This is a genomic window from Flavobacterium sp. 140616W15, from assembly GCF_003668995.1.
GTDB lineage: Bacteria > Bacteroidota > Bacteroidia > Flavobacteriales > Flavobacteriaceae > Flavobacterium.
Genome location: NZ_CP033068.1, coordinates 3,682,775 through 3,696,587 on the forward strand (window position 1 = coordinate 3,682,775; position 13,813 = coordinate 3,696,587).

General features: G+C 31.3%; 12 protein-coding genes and 1 pseudogene. 4 read left to right on the forward strand and 9 right to left on the reverse strand.

Annotated elements, in window-relative coordinates; genetic code table 11:
* Positions 1 to 35 precede the first annotated feature (35 nt).
* The 3 genes from EAG11_RS16165 to EAG11_RS16175 form a co-directional block, all read right to left on the reverse strand.
* Complete coding sequence (locus tag EAG11_RS16165) at positions 36 to 515, reverse strand: hypothetical protein (protein ID WP_129540062.1); 480 nt, start codon at positions 513 to 515, stop codon at positions 36 to 38.
* Between the two features lie 315 nt (positions 516 to 830).
* Complete coding sequence (locus EAG11_RS16170) at positions 831 to 1,070, reverse strand: NifU family protein (RefSeq protein WP_039113776.1); 240 nt, start codon at positions 1,068 to 1,070, stop codon at positions 831 to 833.
* Positions 1,071 to 1,231: 161 nt separating this feature from the next.
* Positions 1,232 to 2,362, reverse strand: coding sequence for an Mrp/NBP35 family ATP-binding protein (locus tag EAG11_RS16175; RefSeq protein WP_129540063.1), 1,131 nt, complete (start codon positions 2,360 to 2,362; stop codon positions 1,232 to 1,234).
* 338 nt (positions 2,363 to 2,700) lie between these two features.
* On the opposite strand from EAG11_RS16175, the gene EAG11_RS16180 reads away from it, so the two are divergent.
* A complete protein-coding gene (locus EAG11_RS16180; RefSeq protein ID WP_129540064.1) occupies positions 2,701 to 4,314 on the forward strand; it encodes a murein L,D-transpeptidase in 1,614 nt (537 codons plus the stop codon).
* Positions 4,315 to 4,458: 144 nt separating this feature from the next.
* Here the strand turns inward: EAG11_RS16180 and EAG11_RS16185 are convergent, their stop codons facing one another.
* The 3 genes from EAG11_RS16185 to EAG11_RS16195 all read right to left on the reverse strand — a co-directional run bounded on the left by EAG11_RS16185 (position 4,459) and on the right by EAG11_RS16195 (position 9,046).
* Entirely contained in the window at positions 4,459 to 6,891 is a 2,433-nt protein-coding gene (locus tag EAG11_RS16185; protein WP_129540065.1) for an ABC transporter permease, read from the reverse strand.
* 115 nt (positions 6,892 to 7,006) lie between these two features.
* Positions 7,007 to 7,708 (reverse strand): ABC transporter ATP-binding protein, encoded by a 702-nt coding sequence (locus tag EAG11_RS16190; RefSeq protein WP_129540066.1) that lies wholly within the window; start codon positions 7,706 to 7,708, stop codon positions 7,007 to 7,009.
* A 93-nt stretch (positions 7,709 to 7,801) separates the two neighbouring features.
* Entirely contained in the window at positions 7,802 to 9,046 is a 1,245-nt protein-coding gene (locus tag EAG11_RS16195) for an efflux RND transporter periplasmic adaptor subunit (protein ID WP_129540067.1), read from the reverse strand.
* A 159-nt stretch (positions 9,047 to 9,205) separates the two neighbouring features.
* Between EAG11_RS16195 and EAG11_RS16200 the strand changes: the two genes are divergently transcribed.
* The 3 genes from EAG11_RS16200 to EAG11_RS16205 all read left to right on the forward strand — a co-directional run bounded on the left by EAG11_RS16200 (position 9,206) and on the right by EAG11_RS16205 (position 11,885).
* Entirely contained in the window at positions 9,206 to 10,555 is a 1,350-nt protein-coding gene (locus EAG11_RS16200; RefSeq protein WP_129540068.1) for a sigma-54 dependent transcriptional regulator, read from the forward strand.
* The gene (locus tag EAG11_RS22910) at positions 10,555 to 10,842 is read left to right on the forward strand and encodes a hypothetical protein (RefSeq protein ID WP_371414599.1); all 288 of its coding nucleotides are present in this window, start codon (positions 10,555 to 10,557) and stop codon (positions 10,840 to 10,842) included. Before EAG11_RS16200 ends, EAG11_RS22910 begins: the two co-directional genes overlap by 1 nt.
* 116 nt (positions 10,843 to 10,958) lie before the next feature.
* Positions 10,959 to 11,885 carry a PAS domain-containing sensor histidine kinase gene (locus EAG11_RS16205; protein ID WP_371414600.1) on the forward strand — a complete coding sequence of 309 codons (927 nt, stop codon included), beginning with the start codon at positions 10,959 to 10,961 and terminating at the stop codon, positions 11,883 to 11,885.
* Between the two features lie 191 nt (positions 11,886 to 12,076).
* Here the strand turns inward: EAG11_RS16205 and EAG11_RS16210 are convergent, their stop codons facing one another.
* The 3 genes and pseudogenes from EAG11_RS16210 to trmB all read right to left on the reverse strand — a co-directional run bounded on the left by EAG11_RS16210 (position 12,077) and on the right by trmB (position 13,788).
* Entirely contained in the window at positions 12,077 to 12,403 is a 327-nt protein-coding gene (locus EAG11_RS16210) for an MGMT family protein (protein WP_129540069.1), read from the reverse strand.
* Between the two features lie 21 nt (positions 12,404 to 12,424).
* Positions 12,425 to 13,060: a LysE family transporter gene (locus EAG11_RS16215; RefSeq protein WP_129540070.1), complete on the reverse strand. Its 636-nt coding sequence runs from the start codon at positions 13,058 to 13,060 to the stop codon at positions 12,425 to 12,427.
* 51 nt (positions 13,061 to 13,111) lie between these two features.
* Positions 13,112 to 13,788 (reverse strand): annotated as a pseudogene (trmB, locus tag EAG11_RS16220) (tRNA (guanosine(46)-N7)-methyltransferase TrmB).
* Positions 13,789 to 13,813 lie beyond the last annotated feature (25 nt).

The following is a 13,813-nucleotide window of genomic DNA, read 5'->3' on the forward strand; positions in this document are numbered from 1 at the left end:
TTAAGAAAACAAAAATACATTATCTTTTCAAAATACTAATTGCTACGTTTAAAAGAAAATGCATATTCTTTCGAATTATCCTTTAACTGCATTTTTAATCCTATAATATTGTCTTTATTAAGTATTGTAGCCAATGCAACAACCGAAAAATAATCATTTCCGTTCTGAAAAATAAGAGTACCTTCATACGTAGCATTAACAATACCCTGTTTATCTGTTGTTGATCTTATTTTTCGAGGATGTGAAAACTCTGCACTTGTATAACTTTGTTTGTTTCTAAACTTGGCTCTTCCTTCTGAGAGGTTATACAAAAAGTCATAACTAGTAATTCTGAAACTAGCTTCATCAGATTCAGATGTAGGCGAAATAACTATCTGACCCGTAAATTTAAAGTCAGACCATTCTTCATATTCATTAACCCAAGCTTTATCTACATATAGATTTTCACTGATTTGTTCCGCATAAGTAGAAGAAGTAAAAATTAACAGAACTATTAGTTTAAAATAATTATTCATAAATATTAAGGTTTGAGGTTATAGCGCAAATTTAAGTTAAATTTTTACTAAATACCACTGAAAACCTTCTAATTCTTAACACTTTTTTTTACCAAAACTAACTTAATCTGTTATTTAAATGATTATTCGTTAATTTAAACATCATTTTCTTATTAATTAATTTAATTTCAAAATGAAAACAACCTCATTTTGTAGATATACCACTAAACTTCAAAAATAGCTATACAAATGCTAAAACATTCACATTAACACTAGTGATTACCTAAGATAAACCAAAAAAAAGAAAATCATTTTAACTATAGAAAACCACTACAATTACATAATATTTACCACAGTTTCTATCTGTGGAGCAAATTTTTTGATTGTAGTTTCTACTCCTGCTTTAAGTGTCATTTGATTTACACTACAGCTTGTGCAGGCTCCTTCAAGACGAACCTTAACATGTTTATCATCTTCTATAGAGACCAATGTTATATCTCCACCGTCTGAATTCAAAAATGGTCTGATTTCATCTAGAGCTTTTAAAACATTGCTTGTTAATTCTTCTGTTGTCATAATTTTAATATTCAATTAGAGAAAGAGGCAATTAAAAAATGTGTCAATTAGATAATTAGAAGAATTATAAATCAAAAAGGCTAAACTCTCTAATTTTACAAAACTGCTAATTATCTAATATCTTAATTATCTAATTTTTCTCATTATCTAAATTATCTAATTTATTTTTTCTTTACTGCAGAACATCCTGCCATTGTTGTAATTTTTATTGCTTCGGTAGCAGGCAAACTTTCATTACGATTTACCACTTCTTGCACAACGTTTCTAGTAATCTCCTCAAAAACAGTTTCGATAGCTGATGCTGTTTGTAGAGCCGCAGGTCGACCGTAATCCCCAGCCTCACGAATAGACTGTACAATTGGAACTTCTCCTAAAAACGGGACACCTAAATCTTCTGCTAAATTCTTAGCTCCTTCTTTTCCAAAGATATAATATTTATTTTCAGGTAATTCCTCTGGTGTAAAATAAGCCATATTTTCTATAATCCCTAAAACAGGCACATTGATGTTATCTTGCATAAACATCGAAACTCCTTTTTTAGCATCTGCTAAAGCTACAGCTTGCGGAGTACTTACTACAACCGCTCCAGTTATAGGAAGTGATTGCATGATTGAAAGATGAATATCTCCAGTTCCTGGAGGTAAATCAATTAACATAAAGTCTAATTCTCCCCAATCAGCATCAAAAATCATCTGATTTAAAGCTTTAGAAGCCATTGGACCTCTCCATATTACTGCTTGACTTGGCGCAGTAAAAAATCCAATAGAAAGTATTTTAACTTCATAACTTTCAATAGGCTTCATTTTTGACTTTCCATCAACTAAAATTGAAACTGGTTTTTCCGCTTCTACATCAAACATAATTGGCATAGATGGCCCATAGATATCAGCATCTAATACTCCAACTGAAAAACCCATCTTAGCTAATGTAACAGCTAAATTTGCTGTTACTGTCGATTTACCAACTCCTCCTTTTCCAGAGGCTACAGCAATAATATTTTTAATACCTGGTATTGCACGACCTTTAATTTCGTTTTTCTCAGGTGTTTCAACTTTAATATTTACTTTAATTTTTGCATCTGCAGAAACTAACTCATGAATTGTTTTTTTAACATCGTCCTCTGCACGTTTTTTTATGTGCATCGCTGGTGTGTGCAAAACTAAATCAACTACAACCTCGTCACCAAAAGTTATAACATTTGCAACTGCTCCACTTTCAACCATATTCTTGCCTTCTCCAGCTATAGTAATCGTCTCTAAAGCTTTAAGGATTTCTTTTCTGTCTAATTTCATTTTAACTTACTATTTTCTATTGACAATAATCGCTTCAAAAACTATATTAATTTAAACCGATTTCGGATTACAAAGATAACTGATTAAGTTCTTATTCTAACGGTTTTAAATTGGATTTATTGATAGGTTAATCGTTTGAAGTTATTGCTAAATCATTTTTCACGAATAATAAAACATTTCACTAACAAGAGATTTATTTTTTTCAAATTGCAAAATCAAGTATTCAATGATATATAAATATAATATTATTAAATATAGCAATTAAATTTTCCCTACCTTTATTAATACATTGAGTGCCAGACTTTTTTTTAACATGTCACCGTATTAATCAAATAATTATGAGAAAAATTACTTTATTATCCGCAATCCTAATGTTGGCATTTCCCTTGACTTCATTTAACTCCAACAAAAAACATATTTTATTTAATGAGTACCCTCCATTTTTTAATATTCATAAAGAGACTAATAACAGCAAAACAATCACCGGAATTAACAATGCTACAATTGCCTCTTTCTTTAAAAACTACCCCAAATTCAGCACTTATCAATCTGATGTAGATCAGCTTTATAAAAGTCGAAATTATAAAATGATATGGTATGACAATAATGAACTTATAGAATTTGCTCATTTGTTATATCAAAAAGTAAACATGCTTGAAAAAGAAGGAGTAAAATCGACTGTACCATACAGAGATCAAATTGATTTTATTTTTAACGAAACCGAAGCCAATAAGCCTTCACAATCCGACACAGAATTATTACTAACCTCTTTATATGTCTTTTACACTAACAAAGTCTATGAAGGACTTGATGCAAAACAAGTTCAGAATTTAGGATGGTTTTTACCCAAAAAAAGCATCTCTTATGACAAATTATTAGATTCTTTATTAGTTGATCCGAAGTTATTAGATAAAGGAAAAATAGGCTTATTTAGTCAATATTATAAATTACGTGATGTTTTAGACAAATACCGTAAAATTCAAAAAACCAATGATTGGGAACCAATAACTATGGATCCATCAATACAAATACTAAAACCTCTTGATAGTTCAAAAACTATTGGACAAATCAGACATCGTTTAGTGGTTCTTGGAGATTTAAAACAAGACTCCAAAAGAAATGTATACGACCAAGAACTAATGGATGCTGTTTTAAATTATAAAAGAAAATATGGTTTAGCATTAAATTACAAAATTGATGCGGAACAAATTAGTCAGATGAATGAGCCTATCGAGGACCGCATAAGAACAATTATGCTAAATATGGAACGTTGCCGATGGATTCCTGCAGAATTAGAAAAAGGTAAAGAATATGTAATGGTAAATATTCCTTCTTACCATTTAGTTTATGTAAAAAACGGAGCTTACGAATTGGTTTCGGATGTTTTTGTTGGATCTAGACTTAACAAAACAGTAATTTTTAGCAGCAAAATGGACCGAATCGTATTTAGCCCCTATTGGACAGTTCCGCAGAGTATTGTCAAAAATGAGCTAAGGTCTTTAATAGCTTCTGATAAGAATTATTTAAAAGACCACAACATGGAGTGGTTCAACGGTACTATCAGGCAAAAGCCAGGGCCAAATAATTCTTTAGGATTAGTAAAATTCCTGTTTCCGAACCCAAATGACATCTACATGCATGATACTCCTGCCAAAAGTTTATTTCTTGCTCAAGACAGAGCTTTTAGTCATGGTTGTATAAATGTTCAAAAAGCAAAAGACCTTGCAGTTGCCATCCTGAAAGATTATCCAGACTGGCCTATTGATCGTATTGATAATGCTATGAGTGGAGAAAAAGAAACTGTTTGCATGCTAAAAAACAAAATACCTGTTTATATTGGATACTTTACGGCTTGGGTAAATGATGCAGGCGAAATCAGTTTTTACAAAGATGTATATGATAGAGATAGTAGTTTATCCTCACTATTGTTTCCTGACAAAACAGTTAACTAACAATTCATCAAGCTAAAACATAGTTTACAAATAATTACACTTTACCAATTATTCTATATTATTTGGTTCAAAAAAAGACCCGACCAGCGATTACACTGTCGGGTCTGGAACCAAAACTCAATTCTAATTAATTGCTCAGATTAATTATTCGTATTTAAGATATTTAAGTATATCTATCTTAGTTATTTGATATGCTTTTGCCAAAACGATTACCAAAGTTAACAAAAGCAACACAACCAATGCAACAATAAATGGCAAGAATGAAACATCAATCCTAAAAGCAAAATTCTCTAACCATTTATTAAGTAAAAAATAGGCAGGAAAAATTCCTATTACAAAGCCTATAAGGCAAAAAAGCACATATTGTTTCGACAATTCTTTAAGTAAAGCATCTGTTTCTGCGCCAAGTGTTTTTCTGATTGCAATTTCTTTCAACCTTCTTTCCATTGAAAATGATGCTAATGCAAATAAACCGAAAATCGCAATAATAATCACAATAACATTAAGTACAAAAAACAAATTTTTCTGTTTTATCTGCTCATTATATGTTTTTGCAAATGCCTTATCTACAAACTGATAATTAAAAGGATAATCAGGATTGATATTCTTTTGCCAGTAAGTCTCTAATTTAGACAATGTTTCAGTCAAGTTCTCAGGTGAAACTTTTACATATATATTCTCTAAATTATCCCATTTTAAGGTTTTAATATTAACAAAAACCATCGGTGGAACTTTATTTTTAAAACCTAGAATATGAAAATCTTTTACCACACCTACAATTTTAAATTTTAAATTTCCATCTTTATTTCCCCAACCAGAACTAATTACCGTATTTATGGGGTTTTTAAGATTTAACATCTTAGCACAAGTTTCGTTTATCAACCAATTATTTATTGTATCTGATGCATATTGAGGCGATAAATCTCGTCCTTGACTCATCTTAATTTTCATCATTTCAAGAAAACCAAAATCCATTGTTACATTTTGAGGTTGAACAAAAATGCCATTGTGCTTAAATCCTGAACTTGAATTCGCTCCTTGACCAAAGGAACCCGCAAAAGTAGAAACATGTTTAACGCCGGTTATTTTCATCAATTCATCTCTGGTCGTAAAATACTTTTCTAATCTTTTTTCTTGGTCTTTATAATTAAATGAAATACTAATTACTTGACTTCCGCTGAAACCTAAATCTTTATTCATCATATAACTTACTTGAGAATAAACAACTAATGCTCCTATGATAAAAAAGGCTGCAATTGTAAACTGAAAAATCAACATCGAATTCCTAATCCAGATACCACTTTTACTCCTTGAAAAATTCCCTCTTAAAACTTTTAATGTTTCAAAATTAGCTACATAAACCGCAGGAAATATACCCGCCAGAATAATTACAATAACAAAAATAATGATGATTTGCAGATAAAATTCAGCCCCGTGCATCGCAAGTGTTTTACCCAAAAAGTCATTAAAAAAAGGCAAAGAAAGCTCTACAATTGCTAACGCCAAAAGAATAGCGAAAACAACAATTATTGCCGTTTCGAATATAAACTGCCAGATAATTTGAGATTTATTTGCTCCAACAATTTTTCGTACACCAACTTCTTTAGCTCGTTTAATTGCTGATGCTGTTGCTAAATTAATATAGTTTACTAAGGATAATGCCAAAATAAGTCCAGACAAACCTACCATAATATACAATAACTGCAAATCCCCTCTGCCTTCTGGATAACTCCCTCCAATCCTAGAACCTATACCATAAAGTCGAGCCTCTTTTAGCTGATCCAAAATAATAGTAATAACTCCATTATCTTTCACATATTGCTCAACAGTCTGTCCATTTTCTTTCGCATCTTTCATTGTTCGGTTAACGAAATCCACATGTTGCATTTTCTTTAAAACACTTGCGGCATCTGTTCCTTTTTTCACCTTTATACAAAGCGAATGACTAAAGTTCCCCCAATGATCCATTTCATACTCTTTCAAAAGCCCTCCGAAAACATAATTAGGTTCAACAGAAGATGGTCTCATGATTTTATAAACTGCTTTTACAATAAAAACATTTCCATCCTTGACAAGAGTTTTCCCTATAGGATCTTCATTTTTAAAAACCACTTTTGCTTCGTCTTCCGAAATGGCAACACTATTTTTCTCTTTAAGAATATCTTTTTTAGCACCTTTAACAATTGGAAATGGAAATATTTCAAAAAAATCGTAATCAGCAACTATGATTTTTTTACCCATCCATTTTTGATTGTTATATTTGAGTATATCTTCATAATACCAACTATCAAAAAAAGTAATATTTTCAATTTCAGGAATTGTAGCCTTACATGTTACTCCAAAGGGAACTGGACTTGAATTCCATATATTCTCTGTTGCGCCATCTATACTATTAAGAACCTGATATACATTTTCCTTCTCAGGATTCCATTGATCATACGAATTCTCATTGTTCCAATATAAAATTGCAAAAATAACTCCTGCAATTCCTATGCTTAATCCTAATACATTTAAAAACGAAAACAGTTTGTTTTGCTTTAAATGATAAACAAATATTTTTATCCAGTTAAATATCATCTTATTTATGATTTAGTTTGATTGATTGATTGATTTAAAATGTTTTATAAAAACAATGTTTTACAAAATTCTATCACTACTATAATTACTATTGTTATCAATTTTATCATGATTTCTATACTTTAAAAACATCTACATTTCTTTGATTTAATTTTTCCGAAAAAATAATCCCATCTTTCATGTGAATTGTTTTTTGAGAAAAAGATGCGTCGTAATCTGAATGCGTTACCATAAGTATTGTTGCTCCTTTGGCATGCAGATCAGTTAAAAGCTCCATAACTTCGTTACCATTTTTACTATCTAAGTTTCCTGTTGGCTCATCTGCCAAAATAATCTTAGGATCGTTTACTAAAGCTCTTGCAACTGCAACACGTTGTTGCTGTCCTCCTGAAAGCTGTTGCGGAAAATGTTTTAATCGATGAGAAATATTTAACTTCTCTGCAATTGCTTCTACTTTTTGTTTTCTATCAGACACCTTCACATTATTGTAAATTAAAGGCAACTCTATATTATCATAAACTGATAGCTCATCGATAAGATTAAAATTTTGAAAAATAAATCCAATATTTTCTTTACGTACACTAGCTCTTCCTTTTTCTTTAAGTCCAACCATTTCGTTATCCAATAATTTATAACTTCCACCGCTTGCACTATCCAAAAGCCCGATTATATTAAGCAAAGTAGATTTTCCACAACCCGAAGGCCCCATTATTGTTAAGAAATCACCTTTTTTTATCTTTAAATTAATTCCGCTTAACGCTGCTGTTTCTACTTCTTCCGTTCTAAAAACTCTAGTTAAATCTTGTATTGTTATCATATCTTTTAAAATATTTGTTGTTATTGATTGTATTTTTTGATTGATGATTGAATGTTATATTTTATAAAATGTAAACTGAGATTGAATGCTAGTTTACTTCGAACGTATCGAAAGCTCTTCCATATCTTTATAATCTAGATAAGAAGATACTATGACTTTTTCACCTTCTTTTAACCCGCTTAAAACTTCATAATATGAAGGATTTTCTCTTCCTAATTTTATTGTTCTTTTCTCTGCTTTATTTCCGTTTACAACAAAAATCCATTTTCCTGCTGTCTCCTGATTAAAGCTTCCTTTTGGCAAAACAAGGATTTTATTTCTTTCAGATAAAATTAATTTTATTCCAAAACTTAATCCATCCTGTAAAGCAATTTTATCTTTAGAAATAAAATTTAATTCAACGGAAAAATGACCGCTTTTAACCTCTGGAATTACCTTTGTCACAATTACTTCTAAAGTTTTCCCCTGATAATCAACTTGCCCTTTTAGTCCTTCGCGCATTTTTTCTAAATAAAATTCATCTACTTCAGCTACCAATTTATAACCTTGTCTAGAATCTATTCTACCGATACTTTCTCCCGCTTGAAATGTCTTTCCTAAAACGGGTTGAAATGAAGTTAACCTTCCTGATTCTGGCGCCGTTATTAAAAAGTTCTTTTTATTATTCCTTAAAATATCCAAACTCTTTTCCATCGTTTGAATCGAACGATTGATTTGTGAAATCTGCAATTGATTCGTTTGTTTCTCCTTTTGAATACTTTGTTGAATTGTTTTTCTTCGTTCATCCTGAAAACGCAAACTTTCTTTAAATGCATTCCAATCATTTCTAGAAATCACATCTTTATCATACAATTTCGAATTCATATCGTACAAACGTTTTGCATCATTATAATCATGCTCTATCGCAACTAGATCTTTAGTCAAATTCAGCTCTTGATTTCTAATATTTAATTTCCCAGTATTCAGATTATTGATCTGCTCTATGATTGCTGTTTCTTGTGTAAGATAATTAAGTTCAGTATTCGGATTATACAATCGAGCCAATGATTGCCCTTTAATAACTGTTGCTCCATTTTCAACAAATATTTCCTTAACTGATCCTCCTTCAGTTACATTGACCAACATCACATTCAAAGGTTCAACTTTTGCCTGAAAAACCATAAAATCTTCAAAGAAATCTGTTTCGACCGTTTTTATAATCAATTCATCTCCCTTCACATTAAGGGTTCTTTTTTTGTTAAAAGAAAAAAAGACTACAATTGCCAATGCTAAAAAAGCTCCGATTCCTATTGCCAGATACCTAATTTTTTTACTTTTACGAGGAATTACTTTATCCATGTGTTCTAATAATTTACTGATTACCAATAGGTAAATATTGTGCCAAAAGAATTAAAATCTATAAAGTGTTGATTTATAAAGCAGTTTCAAAACCATCAAAAAAAAGCAGTGTTCGATAATGAACAGTTGACCGTTCATAACCGAACATAAAAACATATCATGCGAAAAAAACAAGCCAATATATTAGTTGTCGATGATCAGGAAGAAATTCTTTTTTCAGTAAAAATGATTCTAAAAAAACAGTTTGAATCTATTTTTACTACAAACGACCCAAAAAAAATCATCTCTCTTTTATCCGAAAATCCAATTGATGTTGTTTTATTAGACATGAATTATCGTATTGGTTTTGAAGATGGCCGCGAAGGAATTCATTGGCTAAAAGAAATTAAGTTATTATCTCCACAAACCGTTGTTATTTTGATGACTGGTTTTGGAAAAATAGAAACTGCTGTAGAAGGCATAAAAATAGGTGCCTTTGATTATGTTTTAAAACCTTGGAACAATGAAAAACTATTAACGACAATTGACAATGCGGTTAATGAAAGTCGAAAAAAATCAAAGAAAATAATCGTAAAAACCGAAGAAAAAAGATATTTCACCGGAACTTCTGATAAAATAAAGCGAGCGTATACAATTGCCGATAAAGTTGCTAAAACAGATGCCAACGTACTAATTTTAGGAGAAAACGGAACTGGTAAATTTGTTTTCGCACAACATATCCATCAAAATTCGCAACGAAAAGACAGCCCTTTTGTTCATGTAGATTTAGGCTCTTTAAGCGATAATTTATTCGAAAGCGAACTATTTGGTTATACCAAAGGAGCTTTTACAGACGCACAAACCGATACTCCAGGACGATTTGAAACTGCTTCAGAGGGAACTATTTTTCTAGACGAAATAGGAAATATCCCTTTGCACTTACAAGCGAAGCTATTGCACGTTTTACAAACCAAATCGGTTACACGCTTAGGCGAAAGTAAAGCCAGACCTCTAAACGTACGCATAATAGCGGCTACTAATAGCGATATCAAAGCCGAAGTAATAAACAAAACATTTCGTGAAGATTTATTGTATCGCATCAATACCATGGAAATTACTTTGCCAGCTTTGCGCGAGCGAAAAGACGACATTGTACCAATGGCTGAATATCTTCTTAATCAAATTGGAGAAAAATACAATCAACCTGATATAGTTTTTGATGATAACGTTGCCAAGTATTTAGAAAAATATCCTTGGAAAGGAAACGTACGTGAGATGGAAAACAAAATTGAAAGAGCTTTAATTCTATCCGAAAATAATATCATTACTGTAAATGATTTAGACATTCTTGATTTTGAAGACATTCTGATTGATGACGAAAATCCTTTATCTGAGATGGAGAAAAATGCTATTGAAAAATCTTTACTTAAGAACAACAGAAACATTAGCAAAACTGCCGAAGAACTAGGATTATCCAGAGCTTCTCTTTACCGAAGAATTGAAAAATATGGTTTAAAAAATATCGAATAATGAAAAACTGGAAATTTTACAACCTCTTATTTTTACGTGTTTTTATTGTTATAATCATCCTTTTTAGTTCGTTGTATCTTGCACAAAAGGAACTGTACCACAATAGCATATTGGTAGGTGTTGCTCTTATTATTGCTCTAATAGAAATGTATTCTTTTATCAAAGCAAAAACGAGCTTTTATGACAAAACAATTCTCTCTATTCTTCAAAATGACTACTCGACCAATTTTCCTAAAGAAGAAAAAAAGGCAGTTTCAAGAACCTCGCTCTATTATATGATACTTTAAAAGAAAAGCAACAAGAACAAACATCAAAAGAATTAATTTATCGTTCTATTTTAAACAATATAGATACTGCCACTTTAATTCTGGAAAAAGATAATAACGATTGGAATATCTTCTTAATGAATGATTATTTCTCTTCCCTATTTAATGTACCCAAAGTAAGTCATTGGAGTTACCTTAAAAATCACCTTCCATCATTGTGCGACGAAATTGAAAACACTCATTTTAGCGAATTAAAAACAGCTATCAGCGTTAAGATTGAGCAACAGGATTTACAAACTTTTACGCTCCAGACCTCGCTTACAAAATCATTAAATAAAGAATACTTTATTATCTTGCTAGACAGCATACAGCGTGTTATTGACAAAAAAGAAAAAGAAGCCTGGATTACCTTAATGAAGGTTATCTCACACGAATTAATGAATTCCTTAACTCCAATTCGTTCGCTTTCGCAAAATTTACTTCAAATAATTGATCAGGAAAAGCTTGAAGAAGATGATTTTGAGGACATCAAAAATAGTATATCGACTATTATAAACCGTAGTGATCATTTACAGGTTTTCGTAGAAAATTATCGAAAACTAACTATGTTGCCTACTCCAAATAAAATCCCAACATCGATTAATTCTCTTTTTACTGATTGTTTAAAAATCATGTCGCCAATTTTAAAGGAACAAGGAATTGAATTGATAAACAGTATCAACAGTTCCCGTAACATCCTCATTGATAAAAGTCAAATGGAACAAGTTATTATCAACTTGATTACCAATAGTATTTTTGCTTTAAAAGAAAGACAAGAGAAAAAAATATTCTTATCGGCATTGACCGAAAACAATCGTTTTTTTATTACAATATCCGACACTGGGAAAGGAATTGACCCTGAAATAAGAAATAAAATATTCCTTCCCTTTTTTACAACCCGAAAAGAAGGTGCAGGAATAGGGCTTACGCTTTCAAAGAATATTATTGAAGCTCACGGTGGCTATTTAACCTACCAAGCCGATGAAAACAGAACGAATTTTGTGATTTGCCTGATTACATCCTAAAAACGGTTTGAAGTCACAGTTTGAAGTCACAATCACAATCACAACCTGAAATTTGAAACTTAAAACTTGAAACAAAAATAAACAGTCGCAGTTTACGGTCTCAGTCGAAAACCTGAAACTTAAAATTATTCGCAAAAAAATTTTAACTGGAAACTGGAACTGAAAACTGAATTCATCACATTTTAAATAGACTAAATCTCTATTGCTGGTTGCCAAAAATGCTTTTCAAAATCTACAATCTGATTGTCTTTGACTTCGATACCTTCATTTTCGAGTAATTGCTGCATTAGGTTGGTTCCGTCAAAATGATGTTTGCCACTTAACAATCCTTTTCTATTTACTACACGATGCGCAGGTACATCATCCCTATTATAGCAAGCATTCATTGCCCAACCTACCATTCTTGCTGAACGTGCAGTTCCTAAAGCCTTTGCAATAGCACCATACGATGTTACTTTCCCGTACGGAATCTGTCTTGCAATTACATATACCCTTTCGAAAAAATTATCCTCTGCCATGGCTTTATTTTTAAGTAAAAACTAAGCGAAATAATATCGTATAATATTAAAAAGTGTGATTATCGAAATCACCCCTGTAATGCTTCCGATAATGATATTCATGTTCTTAAGTATATAATCTGTTTTTTGCTCTATCTTTTGAAAAAAAGCAATGTAGCAGTAAAAAACGGTAAACGATCCCAAAACTGATCCCGTTACAAACACAGATATAAAATAGTTTTCGAACAAAAACAATTTATAGGAAGCCAGTGTTACACTAACAAAGACATAATACGGAATTGGAAAAAAATTAAGCCCTGAAAGTAACATTCCTAAAAAGAAACGACTTTTCTTGCTGTTATTTTTAATCTTGTTTTTCTTTTTCTTAGGCTCTTTTGCAATCCAAAGAAAATAGATCGTTAGAATAGCAAAGATTATAAAACCAATTTCGCGCAATAAGATTACAACATCTGGTCGCTGATCAATAATTCTTGCCGATAAAATCGCCAAATATACTTGACAGAAAATAATAAGTACTGCTCCAACAACAAACCACAAGGCATTTTTTCTCCCTTCTTTTAAATTCACTTTAGCTGCCGTCATGTTTATTAGTCCTGGTGGAATAATACCAATAAAAGCCGTAATAAAACCTAAAATTAAAGGGATAATAAATGTCATGCGCTACGTATCATGTATTAAAAAATGGGCATTGGGAATTTTAAAAAAGAACTACGCTTTAATCTTAAAACGAATATACGTAATTGCCTTATTAATTTCTAAGTATTGCTTCTCATAAAACGTTTGAAAAGCAGTTACCTCTTCTGGACTTCCCTCATTTACGTACACATTATGGTTTGCATACAAAACCTCATGACCTTCTCCATGTAACAACCCTAAGGTGTAACCATGCATAAATTCACTATCTGTTTTTAAATTGACAACACCATCTTTTTAAGGATTTTTTTATACAACTGTAAAAATTCCGAATTAGTCATTCGATGCTTGGTACGCTTGTATTTTATTTGAGGATCTGGAAAAGTAATCCAGATTTCATCTACTTCATTTTCGGCAAAAATATGGTTTATCAATTCGATTTGAGTACGAATAAAAGCAACATTATGCAAACCTGTTTCTACAGCAGTCTTAGCACCACGCCAGAAACGAGCTCCTTTAATATCGATTCCAACAAAATTTTTGTTTGGATATCTCTCTGCTAATCCTACAGAATATTCTCCTTTTCCACAACCTAATTCAAGTACCAACGGATTATCATTCTTAAAGAAGTCTGTATTCCATTTCCCTTTTAGCGGAAATAAATCGCCTACAACTTCTTCTCTCGTTGGTTGAAAAACGTTATCAAATGTTTCGTTCTCCTTGAATCTCTTTAGTTTATTTTTACTTCCCACTTTTTTACAAATATTTCGGCAAAAT